Consider the following 21073-nt stretch of genomic DNA (forward strand, 5'->3'; position numbering starts at 1 on the left):
TGCAATGACAACGCTGTGGCCACGGCTCGAGCCCTTGCTGCCACGTGTCTCCAAGCCGGCTCGATACATCGGCTGCGAGGACGGGATGCAGCAACCACGTGTTGACTCCGACCTCACCTCATGGCTCTTTGCGTATCCCGACACGTACGAGATCGGCCTGCCCAATCAGGGACTGCAGATTCTCTACGAGCTGGTGAACGAGCGACCCGATGCGAGCGCCGAGCGGGCATACGCGCCCTGGATCGACCTCGAAGCCGAGATGCGCACCCACGGGCTGCCGCTGTTCTCGGTGGACACCCACCGCGCTGCGGGCGAATTCGACATCATCGCCTTCAACCTCTCTGCGGAGCTCGTCTACACCAACGTGCTCAACTGCATCGACTTGGCCGGTGTGGCGGTGAGGTCGGCGCAGCGCAGCGATGCCGAGCCGCTGATCGGGGCCGGCGGTCATTGCGCATTCAACCCCGAGCCGCTGGCCGATTTCGTGGACTTCTTCGTGATCGGCGACGGCGAGGAGGTTGTCGGCGAGATCACCGATGTGGTCGGCGCCTGGAAGCGCTCCGGCAAGCGAACCGGCACTCGTGAGGGACTGCTGCGAGAGCTTGCGGGCATCGAGGGTGTGTACGTGCCGTCGATGTACGAGGTTTCGTACGACGGGGCCGCGCTTGTCGAGGTGACTCCCAGGTATCCCGATGTGCCGCCGCTGATTGCCAAGCGGACGGTCGCCGATCTTGCCGACTGGCCCTACCCACGTCGCCAACTCGTCCCCGTCACCGAGGTGGTGCACGATCGTCTGTCGGTCGAGGTGTTCAGGGGTTGCACCCGCGGGTGCCGTTTCTGCCAGGCGGGCATGATCACCCGCCCGGTGCGGGAGCGGCCTGCGGCACAGGTGCGCGAGATGGTGTCGGCCGGCCTCGAGCGCAGCGGGTACGACGAGGTCAGCCTGATGTCGCTGTCCACGGCGGACTACAGCGGCATTGCCGAGCTGGTCCGTGACACGGTCACCGGGTGCGGCGACGGCACAGCCGGGGATGGCGCTGACCCCAACCGCATCAGCGTGTCGTTGCCGAGCCTGCGTGTCGATGCGTTCACCGTGGACGTGGCGGCGCAGGTGTCACGGGCGCGGCGTACGGGGCTGACCTTTGCCCCCGAGGCGGGATCGTGGCGGCTGCGCCAGATCATCAACAAGCTCATCACCGAAGAAGACCTCTACAGCGCAGTGCGTTCGGCCTACAGCCAAGGCTGGCATCGCATGAAGCTGTACTTCCTGACGGGCTTGCCCTCGGAGATGGACCCCGACACCGAGGCCATAGCGCATTTGGCCGAGAGCTGCGCTCGGATCGGTCAGGAGTACACCAAGCGGGCGTCGGTGACGGTGTCGCTGGGGGGCTTCGTGCCTAAGCCGCACACGCCGTTCCAGTGGTTCGGGCAGAACCCGCCCGACGAGCTGGCCCGCAAGGTGCGGCTGGTGCGCTCGGCACTGGGCAGGAACCGGCGTGTCCAGCTCAAGTGGCACGACCCGGCGGCGTCAACTGCCGAGGGCATCGCCAGCCGCGGGGACCGACGGGTCGGCGCGGCCATCGAGTACGTCTGGCGCAAGGGCGGCACATTCCAGGAGTGGAGCGAGCGCTTCGACCTCTCGCTGTGGGAAGAGGCGATGGCGGCATGCGGCCTTGACCTGGATTGGTACGTGCACCGCCACCGAGGCGGACACGAGATGCTGCCCTGGGACCACATCGGTGCCGGGCTGCATCGCGACTTTCTCTGGCAGGACTGGCAGGACGCCCTCGCTGGGCATGGTCTGCCTGACTGCCGATGGACCCCGTGCTACGACTGCGGGGCCTGTACTGAATATGGGATCGAGCACATCGTTGCGTCCCCTGTCGCCCCCAATGGCGGCAGCCAGGGGACGGGACAGGATCTCGCGACCGGGCATGTGGTGCCGGTCGAGCTGCGACCTCGCCAGCTGGCGGGCGCAGGAGCACCGGCAGGAGGCGGCGCATGATGCGCGGCCCCGACGCGCCGGTGCTGAGCCGCAGTGCCGCTCCCACCCTCGTGGGTGGGAGACCGCATTGAGGCTGCGCGTCCGCTTTTCCAAGACCGGCAAGATCCGGTTCATCGGCCACCGGGATGTGGCCCGGGTGACCGAGCGCGCCGTGCGCAAGGTGGGGCTGCCCGTGGCCTACAGCGAAGGCTTCTCGCCTCGCATGCGGATGAGCTTCGGCCTGGCACTGCCGACCGGGTATGAATCCGACGGCGAATTCGTGGAGCTGCCGCTGGTGGACAGTGCGCTGATCGACGGCGCGGCAGGCGACGCAGACGCCTCCAACGGCGTCGGCGCCCTCAGCGCGGCTGGAGGGCCGGTGATCGTCTGCCGGAGCGGCACCCACGCACCCTGTGAACACGAGCCACAGCTCGACGCCCCGAGTTACTGCACCATCGCCGAAGCGCTCAGCGAGGCGCTGCCGGTGGGCATGGAAGTGTCTGCCGCAGTGCTGACCGACGGCCGCGGGCCGTCGCTGCAGGCTGCCGTGCGCACATGCGGATGGCAGTTCGAGATCGTGGGGCTGGATGAGGCCGCAGCGGCGAAAGCAGTTGCAGAACTGCTTGCCGCCGGTACCGTCGTGACCGAACGGGTGCACAAAGGCGAGACCGTGAGTTCGGATATTCGACCCAGCGTTGAGGTGCTGCAAGTGGTCGGACGTTCGGATTGGGGGACGGTGCTGAGTGCCGAGCTCTCAGCCACGCCCCGGGTGGTGCGCCCCAGCGAACTGGTGCCAGCGCTCGCGCTGGCACATGACATGGGCAGAGCCCGAAGAACACATCAATGGACGTGTGGCGCCGCAGGACGAGCCGAACCGGCCGTGCCTTCCCGATGCGCCCAGAGACAGAAGGAAACTCTCAGTGGATGAATCGACACTGAACGAGACAGCAAACGACACAGGAAACGACACAGCAAACGAGAGCAGGAACAACTCCAAAGACGCCAATTCGACCGAGACCAGCACAGCGGAGCCGCAGCCGGCCGTTCGCAAGCGCCGGCTAGTGGCACCCACGACCGGTGATGCGCCCGACAAGCCTGAACCGGGATTGAGCGCCGCAGCACCCGCAGAGGCCCCACCGCAGCAGACGCGACGCAGGCGAGCGCGCACATCATCGGAGGGAGCCTCCTCGGAGCCCAAGCAAGCTCCGGAGACCAAGCAAGAATCAGGGCCCACCGCAAAGGCAGCACCTAAAGCCAAGGCAGAGTCGAAATCAAAGGCAGAGCCCAAGGCCAAGTCTGGGTCCGGGACGAAGTCACAGGCTGGAGCCAAGGACAAGAGCGGGCCCAAATCCAAGACGGCAACTGACCCCGCCGACGCCCCAGCTGCGCCGGAGAAGCCGCAGCCGCCACCGGTACCCCCGCCGGTACGCAAGCCCCAGATCGGGGACAGCCGTCCGGCACCGGCCTCCCAGCCGACCGAAGGCGACGGCACCACTGGTCGTCGTCGTCGCCGCCGTGGAGGTCGAGGACGCGGTGGGCGTGGTCGATCAGGCGAAGCGCAAACGACGGCGGATGAGGGGCGCAACGGTTCCCACGCACCTGTCGAGGCGATCCTGGCCGATCAGCAGCCAGTCGAGCTCGACGACGCGCAGCTCTCCGAGCGCCGCGGCAAGTACCGAAACGGCAAGCCGATCGGCCGGTACCGCATGTGCGTCCACGTCGCGGAAGGCGCCACACACATCGCAGTGCTCGAAGGCCGATCGCTCATCGAGTACTACGTCAGCCGTCCATCGGACGACATCTCCGAGATCTACGGCAACCTCTACATGGGCCGGGTGCGACGGGTTCTTCCGGGCATGGAGGCAGCATTCGTCGACATCGGCACGCCCAAGCAGGCAGTGCTCTACCGGGGTGATCTGACGGTCAACACCGATGACAGCGACGACGACGCCAGTCCCGAGCGCAAGCGGGCGGGCGGGCGGCGAGGCCGCTCTGTCGAGGGACCCGCGATCGGGGAGCTGATCCGCAATGGCCAGAAGATCATGTGCCAGGTCATCAAGAATCCGATTGGCCACAAGGGTGCCCGCCTGACAACTGAGGTATCGCTGCCGGGTCGGTTCGTGGTGCTCATTCCCAACAGCAACGTCACGGGTATTTCCCGCCGCCTGCCGAGCCGCGAGCGACGCAGGCTGCGCAGCTTGCTGACCAAGGAGACTCCCGAGGGCTTCGGCGTGATCCTGCGGACTGCGGCAGAGAACGTCACCCCCGCGGAAATCCGCCGGGACATCGAACGGCTGACCCGTCAATGGACGAAGATCTCCCAGCTTGCCGAGCGTTCTGAGGCTCCGGCGCTGCTGTTCCGCGAACCCGAGCTCGCCGTGCGCATCATCCGCGAGCAGTTCACGGCGGACTTCCGCGAGGTCGTAATCGACGACCCATCACTGTTCGAACAAGTCAAGGGGTACATGGAGGCCGTTGCGGCACCGCTGGTAGATCGGATCCGCTACTACGACCCGGTGGCCGAACGTCTCGCGCTGTTCGAGCGCGTCCACGTCGCCGAGCAGGTGCGCAAGGCCACCGATCGCAAAGTCTGGCTCCCCTCAGGCGGTTCGCTCATCATCGAGCACACCGAGGCACTCACCGTGATCGACGTGAACACGGGGCGCAACGTCGGCAGTTCCAGCCTCAACGAGACCCTCTTTCAGAACAATCTCGAAGCAGCGACCGAGATCGCGAAGCAACTGCGACTGCGAGACATCGGCGGCATCATCGTCGTGGACTTCGTCGACATGGACGACAAGCGACAGCGCGAGAAGCTGATGTCGACGCTGAACGAGGCATTGGCTCGCGACAAGACGCGAACCGCGACCGAGCCGATCTCGGACATGGGCATTGTCCAGATGACCCGGATGCGTACCGGGGAAGGTCTGCTGGAATCGATGTCCGATCCCTGCGAGGTCTGCGATGGACGGGGCATCCTGCTGCGTGAGTCGCTCTTCGCTTAGCGGTTGAGCCAGAAAATCGGTTGCGCCGAATTGAGGGGTCATCGGTATCCTTCCGGGTTGATGTACGCAGTCATCGCCACCGGCGGCAAGCAGCGCCGCGTCGAGGCCGGCCAACGGCTCGACGTTGAGCTGCTCGCGGTGCAGGCTGGCGAGGAAGTCACCTTCACGCCGGTGCTCGTCGTTGACGACGGCACGGTGCTGGCGACGCCCGACGAACTCGACGGTGCCTTGGTGCGAGGACGGGTGCTCGGCGAGACTAAGGGTCCCAAGATCGACGGATTCACCTACAAGAACGCCACTAACAACCGGCGCAGGTGGGGCCACCGGCAGCGCTACAGCACGGTCGAGATCACCGCGATCGCCACCACCTAACCCATCCCGCCGAGCGCGCCCCACCAGACACCAAAGGACAGCACGATGTCGAAGACCAAGGGCGGAGGCTCCACCCGCAACGGGCGCGATTCGATCGCTAAGCGCCTCGGCGTGAAGGTGTACTCAGGCCAGACGATTGATGCCGGCGGCATCATCGTGCGCCAGCGGGGCACCAAGTTCCATCCGGGCCGCAACGTAGGTCGTGGCAAGGACGACACCCTGTATGCCACGGCACCGGGGGTTGTGCGTTTCGGCTATCGCCGCGGACGCCGGCTAGTCGACGTCGTCACCTCCTAGTCCGGGATGCCGTGACGTCCGGGTGGGCGTCCGCGGGCACAGCCGAGACAGCCTGGACAGGCGACCGCCGATGAGCGACTTTGTCGATGAATGCCAGCTGCACGCCAAGGGAGGCGACGGCGGCGCCGGCTGCGTGTCGTTCCGCCGCGAGGCCCACGTGCCCCGCGGCGGCCCCGACGGGGGAGACGGCGGTCATGGCGGCGACGTGTGGTTGGTGGCCGACCGCAACGTGGCCTCTCTGCTGGCATTCCGGGACTTCCCGTTCCGGCGCGCCGCCAACGGAACGCACGGCCAAGGCCGCAAGCGACACGGCCGTAACGGCGACGACGAGTTCGTCCGGGTGCCTGAGGGCACTGTCGTACGCGATCGGGACGGCACGGCGATCGCCGACCTGGTGAACGCAGGCGACCGGTGGCTGGCTGCGCAAGGCGGCCGAGGCGGTCGTGGCAATGTGCGCTTTGCTTCCAACCGGCTGCGAGCACCCCAATTCGCCGAACAGGCAGAGCCCGGCGAGGAACATTGGTTCGGCCTGGAGCTGAAGCTGATGGCCGATGTCGCACTGGTCGGCTTCCCGAACGCCGGCAAGAGCACGTTCATCAGCACGGTGTCAGCAGCGAAGCCGAAGGTCGCCTCGTACCCGTTCACGACGCTCACGCCCTCTCTGGGCGTCGTCCGGCTCGATGACGGCGCTGTTCGCGATCGGGGCAGCAACGAGGGCAGTTTCGAGATGGTCATCGCGGATGTGCCGGGGCTCATCGAGGGCGCAGCTGAGGGGAAGGGCCTCGGGCACCAGTTCCTGCGACACGTCGAGCGTGCCCGTGTGCTGCTGATCATGGCGGATCTGGCTGAGGTCAGCGATCGGGACCCGCACGAGCAGGTCGACGTGCTGCTCGGCGAGCTCGAGCGTTACAACCCAATGCTCGCGACCCGGCGCAAACTGATCGTGGGCACCAAGACCGATGTGGCACACCTCGACTGGGACGGGCCGCGCGTCAGCGCGGTGACAGGCGAGGGCGTGAACTCGGTGCTCGGAAGCCTGCGGGACCTGGTTGCCGAGGCACGCGCGGCCGATGACGCTCCTTCCCAGTACGTAGTGCACCGCCCATCGCCAGGGGGCGTTGCCGTGCTGCGCCTAGCGGATGGGATCTTCGAGATCGAGGGACGTCAGGCACGGCGAGCGGTGGCACTGTCGGATTTGACCGATCCCGCCGCGCTGGCATGGGCGCAACGGCGGTTGGAGAAACTCGGCGTGTCCCGAGCCTTGGCCCGCAACGGCGCCCAGTCGGGCGATCTTGTCCGCATCGGCGACTTCGAATTCACCTACGAGCCAGACACGTGAGGGCTCAGCACGCGACACCGGTCGCTGCCATCGCGACGGCAACACGGCAGGATTGACGTCGATGCCTGCTTCACAACGGCTGATCGCGAAGATCGGGACGTCGTCCATCACGACATCGGACGGGCGTGTCGACCTTGACGCTGTTGCCAAGCTGGCATCGGAAGTCGCCGGCGTACGCGCCGCGGGACACGAAGTGATCGTGGTCACCTCCGGCGCGATCACTGCAGGCGTGCAACGGCTCGAAGTCGAACGGCCCACCGAGCCTGAGCGGCTCCAGGCACTGTCCGCAGTGGGGCAGATCGACCTCATGGCGTCCTACCGGGAGCTGTTCGCCGACCATGGCATGGTCGTCGGCCAAGTCCTGATCGCCCCGCACGACTTCCGCGACCGTGACCAGTACCTGCACGCCCGAGCGACGTTCCATCACCTGCTCGACCTCGGCGTCGTGCCCGTTGTCAACGAGAACGACGCGATCGCCGACGACGCAATCCGCTACGGCGACAACGACCGGATCGCAGCGCTCGTTGCGAACCTGGTGCGCGCCGATGCGCTGATCCTGCTGACCGACATGCCCGGAGTGCTCACCGCGGACCCCAACATCGATCCCGAAGCCTCGCTCATCTCGGAGATTCAGGAGGTGAGCCCGTCGCTGCAGGCTGCCGCGGGCTCAGCGAGCGCGGTCGGCAGCGGCGGCATGGCCTCGAAGCTGGCAGCGGCTCGGATGGCCTCGTGGAGCGGGGTGCGCACGGTGATCGCTTCAGCGCGCCGGCCCGATGTAGTCGCTGACGCCGCCGCGGGCCGACCAGGCGTCGGCACCACGGTGCCTGCTCGGGATGCCCGCGTCTCCGCCCGCAAGCTCTGGATTGGGTTCGCTGTGGCTGCCCGAGGCACGGTGACCGTCGATGGCGGCGCTCGGCGAGCCGTGTCCCAAGGCGGGAAATCCCTGCTTGCGGCCGGCGTCGTCGGCTCTGATGGCTCCTTTATTGCAGGCGAGGCCGTGGACATTGTCGATGAGCACAACGAGATCTTTGCCAAGGGGCTCGCGGCCATCGATGCCGAGGGACTGGGCGTCACTGCCGGCTTGCGCAGCGATCAGCTGCCCGAGGGCTTGCATCCCCTCGTCGTGCACCGCGACGACCTCATCGTTCTGGGGTGATTCGGGGCGATGCCACTAGTCTGCTCGGGTGCCTGACGTGGCCTCCGAGCCCGCGCCGCCCGGGACCGGCAGTCCTGTCTCCGCGGAGATGCTCGCGCTCGGCGAGCGAGCCAAGGCTGCCGCGACGGTCCTGGCGCAAGCACCCGGCGCCGTGCGAGACGAGGCCCTGCTGTCGGCTGCGGACCTGCTCGAGGAAGCGACCGACAGCGTTCTCGCCGCCAACCGAGACGACGTCGCCAACGCCCAAGCGGCGGGAACCTCAGACACGCTCGTCGACAGGTTGCGGCTCGATCACGGTCGCATCGGTGCCATGGCTGCGGGGCTGCGCAACGTCGCAGCGCTTGCCGACCCGGTGGGAGAGCGGGTGGATGGCTGGGTGCGGCCCAACGGGCTCATCGTCGAGCGCGTCAGGGTGCCGCTCGGCGTTGTTGCCATCATCTACGAGAGCCGGCCCAACGTCACTTCGGACGCATTCGGGCTGTGCCTGAAGTCGGCCAACGCGGCATTCCTGCGGGGTTCATCGGCGGCACTCCAGTCCAACATCGCGATCGCCGAAGCACTGCGCGAAGGCGTGGTCAAGGCGGGACTCCCCGCAGATGCCCTGCTGCTGGTCACCGACACCCGTCACAGCGCCGCCACGGAGTTCATGCGCCTACGTTCCTGCATCGATTGCCTGATCCCGCGAGGCGGGCCTGCGTTGATCTCCTCGGTGCTCGCGAATGCCACGGTGCCCTACGTCATCGACGGCGACGGCAACTGCCACGTGTACGTCGACGCCGCAGCCGACCTCGACATGGCAGCCGACATTGTCGCCAACGCCAAGCTCAGTCGGCCCTCGGTGTGCAACGCCGCGGAATCCCTGCTGGTGCACCGCTCGGTGGCCGAGACCTTCCTGCCGCGCATCGTCGGCGATCTGTGCGACGTGGAACTCGTCGGCGACTCGGCATCCCAAGCGATCTCGCGGCGCATCGGCGCTGCGAGCCCCGACGACTTTTCGACAGAGTTCCTCGCTCTGAAGATGAGCGTCGCCGTCGTGGACGATCTCGATGCGGCGATCACGCACATCAACCGGCACGGCACCGGCCACAGCGAAGCCATCGTGACCGGTGACCTAGCTGCCGCGCAGTCCTTCACCCGCCGCGTCGACGCCGCTGCGGTGCTGGTGAACGCCTCGACCCGCTTCGTCGACGGCGAGGAGTTTGGCTTCGGCGCGGAGATCGGCATCAGCACCCAGAAACTCCATGCACGTGGCCCGATGGGCCTCACCCAGCTCACGACGACGAAGTTCGTGGTGACCGGTCAAGGTCACACACGCGGGTGACCGTGCCGACTACCCGCCGCGGCTGCCACACTGTCAGACCGCTTCATTTCCCACAATCCCCCCGGAGACCCCCACTATGAGCGAGACAATGTTCGGAGACCTCTCGGGTGTCCGAGAAGGCTTGGCGAAGGTCGAATACCTCGCAGACGATGGCATCGCCAGCGTCGTCTACCTGGCTGAACGCCTCGGCAAGCCGGTCCTCATCGAAGGACCGGCCGGCACCGGCAAGACCGAGCTGGCCAAGTCGGTGGCGGCGATGAGCGGTGCACGTCTCATCCGCCTGCAGTGCTACGAGGGGCTCGACGAGGCCAAGGCGCTGTACGAGTGGAACTACAAGAAGCAGCTCTTGCGCATCCAGGCCGACCGCGGCGTCGACGCGGAGCACGAGGACTGGGTGGAGCTGCAGGACGACATCTTCCAGGACGAGTTCTTGCTCACCCGGCCGCTGCTCGAAGCGATCAGCGCCGAAGACAAGGTCGTGCTGCTGATCGACGAGGTGGACCGTGTCGAGATCGAGACCGAGGCGCTGCTGCTCGAGATCCTCTCCGACTACCAAGTCTCGATTCCCGAGCTGGGCACCATCATGGCCAGCCAGATCCCGCTGGTGTTCCTGACGTCGAACAACACTCGTGAGCTGTCCGAGGCGCTCAAGCGCCGGTGCCTGTTCCTGCACATCGACTATCCCGACCTCGAGCGCGAGAAGCAGATCGTGCTGACCAAGGTGGCCGGCATCAGCGAGAACCTGGCAGAGCAGATTGCACGGGTCGTGCGCTCGGTGCGCCAGCTCGAGCTCAAGAAGGCACCGTCAGTTTCCGAGACGCTGGACTGGGCCCGGACGCTGGTGCTGCTGGGCATCGAGAACATCGATGTTGAGCAGGCCAAGCAGACGCTGCACATCCTGCTGAAGTACCAGTCAGACATCGAGAAGGCCGCCAAGGAACTGACGGTCGAGGCCTAGCCGCCGCCGGGACCCAGACGGGAGTCGATCATGCTGGACCTGCTCAGCGGCTTCGTGGGCGAGCTGCGCAACGCGGGGCTGCCGGTCTCGTTGACGGAGAACCTCGACGCGATGGAGGCCGTCAAGCACATCCCCATCGAGGATCGCGACGCCTTCAAGTACGCGCTCGCCGCAACCCTGGTCAAGAACGAGCAGCACTGGCGGGCATTCGAGACCGTCTTCGAGGTGTATTTCTCGCTGCGCGGTCCCGAATACAACGTCGGCGATGAGGACGGCAACGGCGAGTTCGATCCCGAGAGCCTCGAAGAGTGGATGTCCCAGCAGATGCAGGGCATGGGCGGCCGCGGAGGCGGGCAGGACATGTCCCCCGAAGAGATCGCCGAGATGCTCTTCCGGGCGCTGCTGAACGCCGACGAGGCGATGATGGCGGCCATGGCCCGAGCTGCCGTCACCCAGTTCGCCGGCATGGAGCCTGGCCGGCCCGTCGGCGGCACCTACTACCTGTACCGCACGCTGCGCAACCTCGACCTCGACGGCATGCTCGAACGCCTCGTTGACGAGTCCGCGCAGCGGTACGAGGGTGAGTTGACGCCGCTGGCCGAGCGACTCGAACGCGAGGAGTTCGAGAACCGCATCGAGCAGCTCAAGCGCGAGATCGAAGCCGAGATTCGACGCCGGCTGGTGGCTGACCGCGGCGTCGAAGCGATGGCCAAGACCTTGCGCAAGCCGCTGCCCGAGGATGTCGACTTCATGCATGCCAGCCGTGAGGAGATGGCGAACATTCGCAAGGCCATCCAGCCCCTGACGCGCAAGCTGGCAGCTCGGCTGGCCCGCAAGCGCAAGCACAAGCGGCGAGGCCCGCTGGACTTCCGGGCCACCGTGCGCCGCTCGCTCTCGTACGGTGGCGTGCCCGCAGAACCCCGATTCCGCCATCCTCGCCCGAACAAGCCCGAGCTGATCGTGGTGGCGGACATCTCAGGCTCGGTCGCGGCCTTCGCCCGATTCACGCTGCACCTGGTGTATGCGCTGCAGAACCAGTTCTCCAAGGTGCGCTCGTTCGTGTTCATCGACGGCATTGACGAGGTCACCCACATGTTCCAGAACGAGGAGGACATCACCAACGCGGTGCACCGGGTGAACACCGAGGCCGATGTCGTCTGGGTCGACGGCCACTCAGACTACGGCCACGCGTTCGGTGTGTTCTGGGAGAACTTCGGCAAAGACGTCAACGCCAAGTCGACGATGATGTTCCTGGGAGATGCACGTAACAACTACCACTCGACGAATGCGTGGGTGCTCAAGGAGTGCCAGAAGCGAGCCCGCTCGGTGTTCTGGCTCAACCCCGAACCCCGTTCGTACTGGGACACCGGCGACTCGGTCATCACCGAGTACTCGACCTATACCGACGGCGTCTTCGAGTGCCGCAACCTGCGCCAGCTGGAAGGCTTCGTGGACAACCTGGCCTAGCGCCGCAGCCCAACTCGGCTACTCGGCGGCAGCGAGCAGCTCGGCGACAAGGAAAGCGAGATCCAGCGACTGGCGGCCGTTGAGGCGAGGGTCGCACATCGTCTCGTAGCGATCCCCGAGTTGGTGCTGGGCCAGTTCGTCGCCGCCGCCGACACACTCGGTGACGGCGTCGCCCGTGATCTCCAGGTGGATGCCGCCAGGCCACGTCCCCGCCTCGGCGTGCTCAGCGAAGTACTGCCGGATCTCAGCCAAGATGGCGTCGAAGTGGCGGGTCTTGACGCCCTTGTCGGTGGAGTAGGTGTTGCCGTGCATCGGGTCGCATTGCCACACCACCGGATGCCCAGCATCGGTGACAGCTCGCAGGATCGGCCCGAAGGCGTCACCGATGTTGCCGGCCCCCATGCGGCTGATCAGCGTCAGGCGGCCGGGTATCCGGTTCGGATTCAAGGTCTCGCACAGTGCGAGCGCCTCGTCGGGTGTCGCCGTCGGTCCGAGCTTCGCCCCGATCGGGTTGTGCACGCCGCGCAGGAACTCCACGTGGGCACCGTCGAGCTCTCTGGTGCGTTCGCCCACCCAGAGCATGTGCGCGGAGCAGTCGTACCAGTCGCCCGTGATGCTGTCGGTGCGGGTCAAAGCCTCTTCGTAGCCCAGCAGCAGCGCCTCGTGGCTCGTGTACAGCTCAACCTGCCGCATGGCGCTGTCATCGGTGTCCAAACCGCAGGCGTTCATGAAACGCAGCGCCGAGTCGATGCCGTTCGCCAGGGTTTCGTAGCGCTGGCCTGCGGGGCTTGACGCCACGAACTCCTGATTCCAGTTGTGCACTTGGCGCAAATCTGCATAGCCGCCGCGGGTGAATGCCCGCAGCAGGTTCAGCGTCGCCGCCGAGGTGTTGTACGCCTGCAGCAATCGAGACGGATCGGGGGTGCGGGCGGCGGGGTCGAATGCGATGTCGTTGACGATGTGACCCCGGAAGATTGGCAACGTCACGCCGTCGCGGGTCTCGGTCGGCTGGCTGCGCGGCTTCGCGAACTGACCGGCGATTCGGCCCACCTTCACGATGGGCAGGCCTGCGGAGTACTGCAGCACGACAGCCATCTGCAAGATCACCTTGAGGCGATCGCGGATCTGATCGGCAGTCGACAGCTCGAATGACTCTGCGCAGTCGCCGGCCTGCAGCACAAATGCCTCGCCGGCGCAGACGCGGCCCAAGAGCTCGGTTAGGCGCCGCGCCTCACCTGCAAATACCAGCGGGGGCCTGCACCCCAACTCGCTCAGCGACGCCGACAGCGTGGCAGCATCAGGCCATTCAGGCTGCTGGCCGGTGGGCCGGTCGGCCCACGAGCCGGGGTGCCACCCGGGTGCGTGCTGAGGCGAGGCGGTCGGGTCGGTCCCGGCCGAGGGCGCGTTGGCTGGCTCAGACTGCGTCTGCGTCGGCATCGATGTCTACGAACTCGCCGTCAGCGGCGAGGCTCTGCAGCTCATCGACTGCGCGCTTGACCAGACGGCGTGCCGCTTCGGCGGTCACGCCGAGCTCCTCGCCGATCTCGCGGTAGCTGCGCTGCTCGCCGTCGATGATCCCGTTCCGGCGAGCCACTGCATAGCGGGCGCGCTTGTCCAGCCGGCCCAGCATGGACATCACCATGCCGCGTCGGTCCGCTTCGATGGCGAAATGCTCCGGCCCCGGCGCATCATCGCCGATGAGGTCGATGAGCGCGCTGTCGCCGTCATCGCCGACCGTCTTGTCCAGCGAGGTCGGGGTGCTGATCCGCTGCAGCCAGGCGTTCTCGTCGTCGAGCGAGTCGCTGTCGCCGCCGTTGTGGCGAAGCGCAGCACGCAGCGTCGCGGAGCGATCCGACGGCAGGCGGATGAGGCTGCCCTTCTGATCCAGCGCGCGTCCGATGGACTGGCGGATCCAGAACGTCGCGTAGGTGGAGAACTTGAAGCCGCGCCGCCAGTCGAACTTCTCGACCGCGTGCTCGAGGCCGAGGTTGCCCTCCTGGATCAGGTCGAGCAGTTCCAGCGTGGGGGGAAGCGGGTAGCGCCGCGCGATCGACACGACCAAGCGGAGGTTCGCCCGGATAAAACGGTCGCGTGCAGCAGCAGCGGTCTGCACGGCCTTGCGCAGCTCGCGCCGCTCTGCCACCGACAGTTCCTCGTCGCTGTCGAGGCGCTCGCGTGCGTCGCGGCCGGCCTCGATCTGCTGGGACAGCATGCGCTCGTCTTCGGCGGTCAGCAGAGCGACCGCACCGATCTCATTCAGATACTGGCCAACGGAATCCATCACACACGCTCCAACCGGCAGGGGGCAGCCGGTTTTTTCGCTTTCGGTTGCATGCCGCCCTGGCATGCCACCCGGTGGGGGGCACCGGGTATTTTCTGCCCTTGCCAGGCCTGAACAGCCCCGGCGCAGGCGTGACGCCGCCGCTGTGGCGGAGCCAAATTCGCTTGTACGCCCGCACACGATGCACGACCCGAGATGTCGGGCCCTGCACAGCACTGCTTTGAGCGGACGATCAAACGTAGCACATGGCGCCTAGCGCGCGCAAACCGGCGCACCCGAGGGCCCACTTTTTGGGCTCAGCTGCGCCTCGGTGCGCACGAACTATGTGTTGTGACAGGCGACTCTACACTGCCGCGGTGCCGCCGCAACTTGGGATCTTCGGAGGCACGTTCGACCCTCCTCACGTGGGACACGTCGCCGCTGCGATCGCGGCGAGGGACCAGCTCGCCACTGACAGCCTGCATGTCGTCGTCGCCAACGACCCGTGGCAGAAATCCCGACGCCGTTCCGTGACGCCATCTGGCCACCGGTTGGCGATGGCACGCCTGGCCTTCGACTCAATAGCGGGCATCGAGGTCAGCGATATCGAACTGGCGCGCGGCGGGTCCACCTACACGATCGACACGGTGACTGAACTCGAACGTGACGGCAGCGAAACCGTGCTGGTCATGGGCCCAACCGCGGCCGCCGGTCTGTCGACATGGCATCGGGCGCGCGAGCTCGCGCAGCGCGTGACGATTGCAGTGATCCAGCCGACCGGTGGGTCCCTTGCTCGCCTGCACGGTTGGCGCACCATTTCGGTCTTCATGGACCCGCTGGAGGCGTCAGGAACTCGGGTCCGCGAGCTGCTGCAGGGACCCGGCGGGCCGGAGGCCGAGGCAACCCTCGCCCGCCTGGTGCCGCTGGCCGTCATGAGCTACATCGCGGACCACAAGCTCTATTCTGCGTAACCGTGGCATCGGTTCAGCAGGCGTCCCCGGCGAACGGCGGGGGGCACGCTCTGAAGCCGGTAGCCGAGAGCGAGGCGTCTGTCCCTCCGCCGCTTGTGCGCGCCGCCGTCGAGGGAGCGGCAGAGATGTCCGCTGAACGCGTCGTAGCGCTTGATGTCGGTGACGTGCTGGCCATCACCGATTGGTTCATCATCGCGAGCGCGCCGAATGTACGTCGCGTACGACGCATCGCCGAGCTGATGGAAGAGCACGTGAAGGCGACCGGGGGCGAGGGCCCTATACGCACCGAAGGACTGGACGACGCGAAGTGGATCCTGCTCGACTTCGGGGAGTTCGTCGCGCACGTGTTTCACGAGCCCACCCGGGAGTACTACGACCTCGAGCGCTTGTGGTCCGACGTGCCCCGCCACGAGTTCGGCTGAGCCGCCAGCAGCGGCAGGCGTCGCTGCAGCGGAGCCATGCCCGCGCACATCAGGGCACGAGCGTTGCAGTGTCCTCCCGAGCGAGTGCGATCCACGTGCGTCCGCGCGTGAGAGGGACGATCACGGCGTTGTCTGATCGGAACACGGTGACGTCACGTTCGGACAGGCGCTCCCATGTTCCCCGCACGAAGTGCCCGTCACTGAAGATCCACGCCACGCCGCTGCCGGTCAGCACTGGCTCGGGGGTGAGCGGGTCGGCCGGACTCTGGCGGTAGCGCACGAACTGCACGATCACGTTCTCGGGGGCGATTCGGATGTCGTCAAAGTCGGTGTGAGCGCTGCCGTTCTGGGTGCGGACCCAACCACCGAGCGCGGCGTCCCACCGGTACGACGCTTCGATCTGACCGAAGTCGATATCGACGCCGCTGACGACATCGGCCCGTTGCAGCGCTTCTCCTTCGTCCCGGAATCGGAAGTAGGTGGGCGGCGTCCGGCCGAGTTCGGCCGCTGCGGAATAGATGCTTGCCGTGTCGGTAACGAGATTGTGCGGGGGGTTCTTCGCACCGGAGCGCTCGAACACTCCATTGTCGAGCGAGCCACCGTCGGTGACGTTGACCGCATCGACGCTGCGCAGCGCGCGCTCGGTGTAGTCATTGGCACCCGAATTCACGAATATGGGCCGGTTGAGATTCGACAGGAGTGCGAAGTCGCCCGTGCGTGCCGATCGGACAGGGCCGACCATGTCGGCATTGCGGGAGTGAAAAATGGCTGCGAACCGGGTGAGGCGGGCCTCGACGATCTCTTCATAGACGACGTCGGCCATGTTGAGGCCCCACTGCGGCAGGGCCTTCGGATGGTTGTCGATCTTCACCACTGCTGCCGGCCGAACGATCTCGCCGGGAGTCGGCAGGCCGGTCAGCGGTGCGGTGTGGAGGGGCGCCGCAGTCGTCGCGGTGGCGGGCTCGGTGGTGACAGCAGAGGTGGTCGGCGCTTGAGTTGTCGCCGCTGCTGATTCCGTAGGCGTCGTCACGGTGCTCGTGGGTGCGACCTGCAGTGCCGCCGTCGACGCGGTGGTCGGGGTGGGCTCGGGCTCGGCCGTCTCGAGCACCCTCACTTGTGAGCATGCCGCCAGCATCACCAAGGCGCCGAGCCCAGGTGCCAATCTCAGGAGGCGGCTCATCTTGCCCCCTAGGGCACCGCGCCTGTCGCTCATCGGCACAGCACTGGTGGCGTTGCCTTGCGCCCCGACCGCGTCTCGACGGTCTGTGGCGAACGGTTCGCGGACGTGCTCCAAAGATCTGCTCCTCGACATCTGCAGCAGGGCCACCGCGGCCATCCGACCGAACATTCACCATACCGGTCGGCTCTCGCGGGAGGGTGGCACACTGCCCCCATGACCACGCTGATCACTGGCGGTGCCGGATACGTCGGCGGCCATACCGTGGTCGCACTGCATGCTGCGGGACGGAACGTCGTGGTGCTCGACGATTTCTCCAATGCTCGGCGTGATGTCGTCGACGAATTGCGGCTGTTGACGACGCCGGACTTGCTCGTCGTCGAAGGCGATGCCGCTGATCGCCCGACCGTCGAGCAGCTGTGCGACGATCACAATGTCGATTCGATCGTGCACTTCGCAGCCTGCAAGAGCGTTCCGGAGTCACTCGTGGACCCCCTGCGCTACTACCGGAACAACCTGGTGTCCACGCTGTGCCTGGCCGAGGTCGCTGTCGAGCGGGGCATCGAGCGGTTTGTTCTCAGCTCATCGGCTGTGGTGTACGGCAGGGCCGGAGCGTTGCCTGTCACCGAGGAGACTCCGGCCGCACCGCAGAGCCCCTATGGCGAAACCAAGCTGATGTGCGAGCGCATCCTCACCGATGCCGCGGCGGCCTCGGGCATGCGCGTGGTGATCTTGCGTTACTTCAATCCTGTCGGAGCCCATCCATCGGGCCGCATCGGCGAGCGGCCCTTGGCGGCCGCTCAGAATCTCGTTCCTGCGGTCATGCGAGCGGCCCAAGGCTCTGCGGAGCGGTTGAGGGTGTTCGGCGACGACTACGAGACGCGTGACGGCACGGCCATCCGCGATTTTGTTCACGTCACTGATCTCGCCGAGGGTCATGTGGCGGCGATCGACGCCGATCTCGGCGAGCAAGCCAGCCGCATCTTCAACTTGGGCACCGGGGTGGGCACGACCGTATTCGAGCTCATCGACGCAGCAGTCAAGGCGACGGGGCGCCAGATTCCCTATGAGATCTCCGGTCGCCGGCCGGGCGACATTGCGGCATCGTGGGCCGACTGCAGTCGGGCACATGTCGAGCTGGGATGGCGACCAGGACGCGACCTCGCTCAGATGCTGACCGACCACTGGAACTTCGCCCAGCGTTGGCACCACATGGGTGCCTGACGCTAGGCGAGTGCATCACTCGAGCTGCATCACTCGAATAGGGCGGCCGCGGTGATCAGGGTGTAGTCCTCTCCCGCGGCTAGCGGCTCGGCCATCGCCGATGGGGGAACGAACTTGGGAACCCGGTCATTGCGCACCAAGATCACATCGGTCGGGATCACGTCATCGAGCGTGGTCTTGTCGAGCATCCAGGCGGGTCGATCGAGGTAGTACGCGATCCAGCGGGGAGTCCAGATGCCGGAGGTGAACCACACCAGCTCGGTCTCGGCGACCTCCGGTGCTGCCCGTGCCCGCTCGAGCACTGCCCCGGCATCGGCGGGCCGATCCAAGTAGAAGTCGCGAGTGGAACCGGTGGCGACGAGCGCCAACGTCACCAAGGCAACTGTCGCAGCAGCCAGACCCAGTGGCACTCGCAGCCGCGCTGCCCAGCCGCGCAGGCCACGCCGCACGGCATCAGCAAGGGCCGCGACACCGATCGCCGTGGGTGCCACCCAAGGGAAGTTCCACAGCCGGTGAATCCACGCGCCCTGCTGCAAGGCGAACGTGAGCGACGCCGCGACAGCGAGCGTGACGAGTGCCGGTCCTCGGGTGCGGCGGTCGACGAACGCGGCGATGAGCGCTGGGAAGAACAGCAGGCGAAGCCACCACGACGTCAGCAGCTCGTGGCTGGCAAACGTCCATTGGCGCCGGAGGAATTCGCCGAAGGTGAATTGGGCCTGCTCGGCTGCCGTCGACACGTCGTTGCCGGTGCGGAACGCCACGCGCTCGCTCAGCTCGGAGATGTCGGTTGCGTTCAGCAGCCATCCAGCCGTCAGCAAACCGCCGGCGACTGCGCCGAATGCGACAGCGGTCAAGCCGGGTGACCACCCGAGGCGAATCCAGTCGGGGATGCTTCGCGGCGAGGTGCTTGCAGCGGGGCAGCCGTGAGCTTCGTTGCGCCGCTGCTGCATCGTGCCGATGAACAGCCACGGCAGCAGCAATGCCAGCGAGGCAACGGCGATCCATGAGTGCATCGCCGTCAGCGCCGCGAGCACGCCTGCGCCCACCAGCGCCCAACGCGGCGGGTGTGTCGCCTGTCGCAGCCAGGCGATCGCCGCGGTCAGTGCCAAGATCATCGAGAAGCTGATGCCCATGCGGGCATACACAAAGAAGAAGCCGGTGCTCACCATCGCCAGCACTGCGAGCAGCGTGGGCCCCCACGACATGTTGACCGCACGCAGAACAGCAGCCAGGAAGGCCACCGTCGCGACGCCAAACAGGAAGTCGGTGATCCGCACCGCTGCGGGGCTGTCGCCGAACGCTCCGACCGACGCGATGGTGAGGAACTGCTTCAGCGGCGGGTGGTGCGCGTAGGTGACGGCTTCGAGGGGAGGCTCGGCCCGTGGGGGCACCTCGTACTCGGCTCGGATGAAGGGATCGGTCCGAGCGCCGAAGCGAGACTCCACCGGGCCGAGATCCCAGAAGTTGCGGGCCTGGATGCCCGCCCGGCCGAAGATGCGACCGTCGTCGCTGTTGCCGAGCGGCAGGTCGAGGTCTGGGGCCCACAGGGCGAACACGCCGATGCAGATGAGCGCTACGACGGTCCAGCCCGAGCACAGGCGGGTGAGAGATCCTCGGCGTGTCATGAGGGATCTTTCGGTTCGCGGTGGTCGCTACCACCGTACGAAGAGGCGCAGCGTAGTATCGGCCCGATTGCAGTCGACGGACGGCACCGGCTGCCGGATGCCGCACACCGAGCGCCATGTCCCTACTTGCCATGAACCTCCCGTGACGTCAGCTGCGCCGCAGAGCTGGAACGGCAACGCACCGGCCCGACCGGGCTTCCGGCATCTGTACCTCATCGACGCGGTGACGCTGTTCACCTTGATGGCAGCGATCACGGTGGTCCGGTTCGGCGTCGACTGGCCCACCTACCCGCGCAGCCACTACTTCATCGGATTCGCAGTCGCCACCGTGCTGCACATGACGGTCTATTACTTCGGAGGCTTCTACGAATACGAGCAGCGCCTCGGCCATCGGCCATGGCTGCCGAGGGCAACGCTGCTGACGTTCATGGCGGTGGGTGTCGATGCCACGGTGACGTTGCTCGCCGGCCGCTATCTCATGCCACGAGGCAACTTGGTGGTGCTGGCCGTCGCAGCCAGCATGCTCATCACGTTCAACCGCTGGGCGGCCCGGCGTGTACGGCTGCGGCGCTTCGGACAGCCGCGGATGCTGCTCGTCGGCACGAACGACGACATCGACTCCGCAAAGCAGCACCTCGGAGACAACGAACGCGACGCGGTGATCGCCGGCAGTCTGACGGTCGGCGGGGACCTCAGCTCGAGCATGTGCGCCGAGGTGGACCGAGTCGGGGCTACGGATCTGTTGCTGCTCTCGGGGCAGCCGCTCGACACGATCTATCCCGAACCGCTCGGCGAACTCGAACTGCGGCAGGTCGGCGTCTATCGACGGGTCACCGCGGCTGACACGCTCCTTGGTCTGCAGCGGAGTCGCCAGATCGGCGGCATGCCCTTCGTCGCGCTGCGGGAGCATGCGTTGCCACAGTGCCGCTTGCGATTCAAGCGGCTGCTCGACTTGGCGTACTTGGCGGGGTCAGCGCCGATCGTTGTGCCCCTGTCTGCGGCGGTCGCCGCGTACGTGCGCGCCCGGGCAGGCCGCGGCGTGCTGTATCGCCAGGAGCGTGTGGGCCGCGGGGGAGTCCCGTTCGTGCTCCTGAAGTTCCGCACGATGACTCGCGACGCGGAACGCAACGGGCCCGTGCTGGCGCGAGTGAACGATCCGCGGGTGATTCCCGGCATGAGATGGCTCCGGCGGACCCGGCTCGACGAGTTGCCGCAGCTGTGGAACGTGCTCAGGGGGTCGATGTCCATTGTGGGGCCCCGTCCCGAACGGCCGCAGATCGTGGCACGGCTGGAGCGGGAGATTCCCGGCTACGGCCGGCGCCATGATGTTCCGCCCGGCATCACCGGTCTGGCGCAGACGCAGGGTCACTACCAGACCGATCCCGGCTACAAGCTGGGACACGACCTGCAATACGTCGTGAATTGGTCACCGGTGCTCGACTGGGAGATCATGGCCAAGAGCCTCGTCGTCATGGCTCGCCGCAACGCCCGGTGA

At 66.6% G+C, this 21073-nt stretch carries 19 protein-coding genes; 14 read left to right on the forward strand and 5 right to left on the reverse strand.

What is annotated here, in order from left to right:
- Positions 1-4 precede the first annotated feature (4 nt).
- Both ACOGW9_RS15695 and ACOGW9_RS15700 read left to right on the forward strand, forming a co-directional pair.
- A complete protein-coding gene (locus tag ACOGW9_RS15695; RefSeq protein WP_419912903.1) occupies positions 5-2005 on the forward strand; it encodes a TIGR03960 family B12-binding radical SAM protein in 2001 nt (666 codons plus the stop codon).
- A gap of 67 nt (positions 2006-2072) precedes the next feature.
- Positions 2073-2912, forward strand: a complete 840-nt coding sequence (locus tag ACOGW9_RS15700) for a TIGR03936 family radical SAM-associated protein (protein WP_419912905.1) — start codon at positions 2073-2075, stop codon at positions 2910-2912.
- Positions 2913-3531: 619 nt separating this feature from the next.
- On the opposite strand, the gene ACOGW9_RS15705 is transcribed toward ACOGW9_RS15700, so the two are convergent.
- Positions 3532-3702, reverse strand: coding sequence for a hypothetical protein (locus ACOGW9_RS15705; protein ID WP_419912907.1), 171 nt, complete (start codon positions 3700-3702; stop codon positions 3532-3534).
- 27 nt (positions 3703-3729) lie between these two features.
- On the opposite strand from ACOGW9_RS15705, the gene ACOGW9_RS15710 reads away from it, so the two are divergent.
- The 8 genes from ACOGW9_RS15710 (at position 3730) to ACOGW9_RS15745 (ending at position 11899) form a co-directional block, all read left to right on the forward strand.
- Entirely contained in the window at positions 3730-4989 is a 1260-nt protein-coding gene (locus ACOGW9_RS15710; RefSeq protein ID WP_419912909.1) for an Rne/Rng family ribonuclease, read from the forward strand.
- A gap of 60 nt (positions 4990-5049) precedes the next feature.
- Positions 5050-5361 carry a 50S ribosomal protein L21 gene (rplU, locus tag ACOGW9_RS15715; RefSeq protein WP_419912911.1) on the forward strand — a complete coding sequence of 104 codons (312 nt, stop codon included), beginning with the start codon at positions 5050-5052 and terminating at the stop codon, positions 5359-5361.
- A gap of 45 nt (positions 5362-5406) precedes the next feature.
- Positions 5407-5658 carry a 50S ribosomal protein L27 gene (gene rpmA / locus ACOGW9_RS15720; protein WP_419912913.1) on the forward strand — a complete coding sequence of 84 codons (252 nt, stop codon included), beginning with the start codon at positions 5407-5409 and terminating at the stop codon, positions 5656-5658.
- 70 nt (positions 5659-5728) lie between these two features.
- Complete coding sequence (obgE, locus tag ACOGW9_RS15725; protein WP_419912915.1) at positions 5729-6997, forward strand: GTPase ObgE; 1269 nt, start codon at positions 5729-5731, stop codon at positions 6995-6997.
- A gap of 61 nt (positions 6998-7058) precedes the next feature.
- Positions 7059-8153: a glutamate 5-kinase gene (gene proB / locus ACOGW9_RS15730; RefSeq protein ID WP_419912917.1), complete on the forward strand. Its 1095-nt coding sequence runs from the start codon at positions 7059-7061 to the stop codon at positions 8151-8153.
- 88 nt (positions 8154-8241) lie between these two features.
- Positions 8242-9474: a glutamate-5-semialdehyde dehydrogenase gene (locus ACOGW9_RS15735; protein ID WP_419913112.1), complete on the forward strand. Its 1233-nt coding sequence runs from the start codon at positions 8242-8244 to the stop codon at positions 9472-9474.
- Positions 9475-9550: 76 nt separating this feature from the next.
- Entirely contained in the window at positions 9551-10432 is an 882-nt protein-coding gene (locus tag ACOGW9_RS15740; protein ID WP_419912919.1) for an AAA family ATPase, read from the forward strand.
- A gap of 30 nt (positions 10433-10462) precedes the next feature.
- On the forward strand, positions 10463-11899 hold the full coding sequence (locus tag ACOGW9_RS15745) for a vWA domain-containing protein (protein WP_419912921.1): 1437 nt from the start codon (positions 10463-10465) through the stop codon (positions 11897-11899).
- Between the two features lie 18 nt (positions 11900-11917).
- Here ACOGW9_RS15745 and ACOGW9_RS15750 read toward each other — a convergent pair whose 3' ends face one another.
- Both ACOGW9_RS15750 and ACOGW9_RS15755 read right to left on the reverse strand, forming a co-directional pair.
- Complete coding sequence (locus ACOGW9_RS15750; RefSeq protein WP_419912923.1) at positions 11918-13336, reverse strand: class II 3-deoxy-7-phosphoheptulonate synthase; 1419 nt, start codon at positions 13334-13336, stop codon at positions 11918-11920.
- Positions 13314-14180, reverse strand: coding sequence for a sigma-70 family RNA polymerase sigma factor (locus ACOGW9_RS15755; RefSeq protein ID WP_419912925.1), 867 nt, complete (start codon positions 14178-14180; stop codon positions 13314-13316). Before ACOGW9_RS15755 ends, ACOGW9_RS15750 begins: the two co-directional genes overlap by 23 nt.
- Before the next feature lie 356 nt (positions 14181-14536).
- Between ACOGW9_RS15755 and ACOGW9_RS15760 the strand changes: the two genes are divergently transcribed.
- Entirely contained in the window at positions 14537-15130 is a 594-nt protein-coding gene (locus tag ACOGW9_RS15760; protein WP_419912927.1) for a nicotinate-nicotinamide nucleotide adenylyltransferase, read from the forward strand.
- Positions 15131-15225: 95 nt separating this feature from the next.
- Positions 15226-15552, forward strand: a complete 327-nt coding sequence (rsfS, locus tag ACOGW9_RS15765) for a ribosome silencing factor (protein ID WP_419913114.1) — start codon at positions 15226-15228, stop codon at positions 15550-15552.
- Positions 15553-15601: 49 nt separating this feature from the next.
- Here rsfS and ACOGW9_RS15770 read toward each other — a convergent pair whose 3' ends face one another.
- On the reverse strand, positions 15602-16732 hold the full coding sequence (locus ACOGW9_RS15770; protein ID WP_419912929.1) for a DUF3048 domain-containing protein: 1131 nt from the start codon (positions 16730-16732) through the stop codon (positions 15602-15604).
- Between the two features lie 213 nt (positions 16733-16945).
- Between ACOGW9_RS15770 and galE the strand changes: the two genes are divergently transcribed.
- Positions 16946-17953, forward strand: a complete 1008-nt coding sequence (gene galE / locus ACOGW9_RS15775; protein WP_419912931.1) for a UDP-glucose 4-epimerase GalE — start codon at positions 16946-16948, stop codon at positions 17951-17953.
- Positions 17954-17982: 29 nt separating this feature from the next.
- Here galE and ACOGW9_RS15780 read toward each other — a convergent pair whose 3' ends face one another.
- Positions 17983-19578, reverse strand: coding sequence for a hypothetical protein (locus tag ACOGW9_RS15780; protein ID WP_419912933.1), 1596 nt, complete (start codon positions 19576-19578; stop codon positions 17983-17985).
- Positions 19579-19720: 142 nt separating this feature from the next.
- On the opposite strand from ACOGW9_RS15780, the gene ACOGW9_RS15785 reads away from it, so the two are divergent.
- Positions 19721-21073 carry a sugar transferase gene (locus ACOGW9_RS15785; RefSeq protein WP_419912935.1) on the forward strand — a complete coding sequence of 451 codons (1353 nt, stop codon included), beginning with the start codon at positions 19721-19723 and terminating at the stop codon, positions 21071-21073.

Source organism: Candidatus Poriferisodalis sp., assembly GCF_965203655.1.
Lineage (GTDB): Bacteria > Actinomycetota > Acidimicrobiia > Acidimicrobiales > Poriferisodalaceae > Poriferisodalis.

Bases quoted from the DNA above. Each gene is read 5' to 3' on its own strand.
- ACOGW9_RS15695 (WP_419912903.1), top strand. From the start codon at position 5: ATGACAACGCTGTGGCCACGGCTCGAGCCCTTGCTGCCACGTGTCTCC.
- rplU (WP_419912911.1), top strand. From the start codon at position 5,050: ATGTACGCAGTCATCGCCACCGGCGGCAAGCAGCGCCGCGTCGAGGCC.
- rpmA (WP_419912913.1), top strand. From the start codon at position 5,407: ATGTCGAAGACCAAGGGCGGAGGCTCCACCCGCAACGGGCGCGATTCG.
- obgE (WP_419912915.1), top strand. From the start codon at position 5,729: ATGAGCGACTTTGTCGATGAATGCCAGCTGCACGCCAAGGGAGGCGAC.
- proB (WP_419912917.1), top strand. From the start codon at position 7,059: ATGCCTGCTTCACAACGGCTGATCGCGAAGATCGGGACGTCGTCCATC.
- ACOGW9_RS15735 (WP_419913112.1), top strand. From the start codon at position 8,242: ATGCTCGCGCTCGGCGAGCGAGCCAAGGCTGCCGCGACGGTCCTGGCG.
- ACOGW9_RS15740 (WP_419912919.1), top strand. From the start codon at position 9,551: ATGAGCGAGACAATGTTCGGAGACCTCTCGGGTGTCCGAGAAGGCTTG.
- ACOGW9_RS15745 (WP_419912921.1), top strand. From the start codon at position 10,463: ATGCTGGACCTGCTCAGCGGCTTCGTGGGCGAGCTGCGCAACGCGGGG.
- ACOGW9_RS15750 (WP_419912923.1), bottom strand. From the start codon at position 13,336: ATGCCGACGCAGACGCAGTCTGAGCCAGCCAACGCGCCCTCGGCCGGG.
- ACOGW9_RS15755 (WP_419912925.1), bottom strand. From the start codon at position 14,180: ATGGATTCCGTTGGCCAGTATCTGAATGAGATCGGTGCGGTCGCTCTG.
- ACOGW9_RS15770 (WP_419912929.1), bottom strand. From the start codon at position 16,732: ATGAGCCGCCTCCTGAGATTGGCACCTGGGCTCGGCGCCTTGGTGATG.
- galE (WP_419912931.1), top strand. From the start codon at position 16,946: ATGACCACGCTGATCACTGGCGGTGCCGGATACGTCGGCGGCCATACC.
- ACOGW9_RS15780 (WP_419912933.1), bottom strand. From the start codon at position 19,578: ATGACACGCCGAGGATCTCTCACCCGCCTGTGCTCGGGCTGGACCGTC.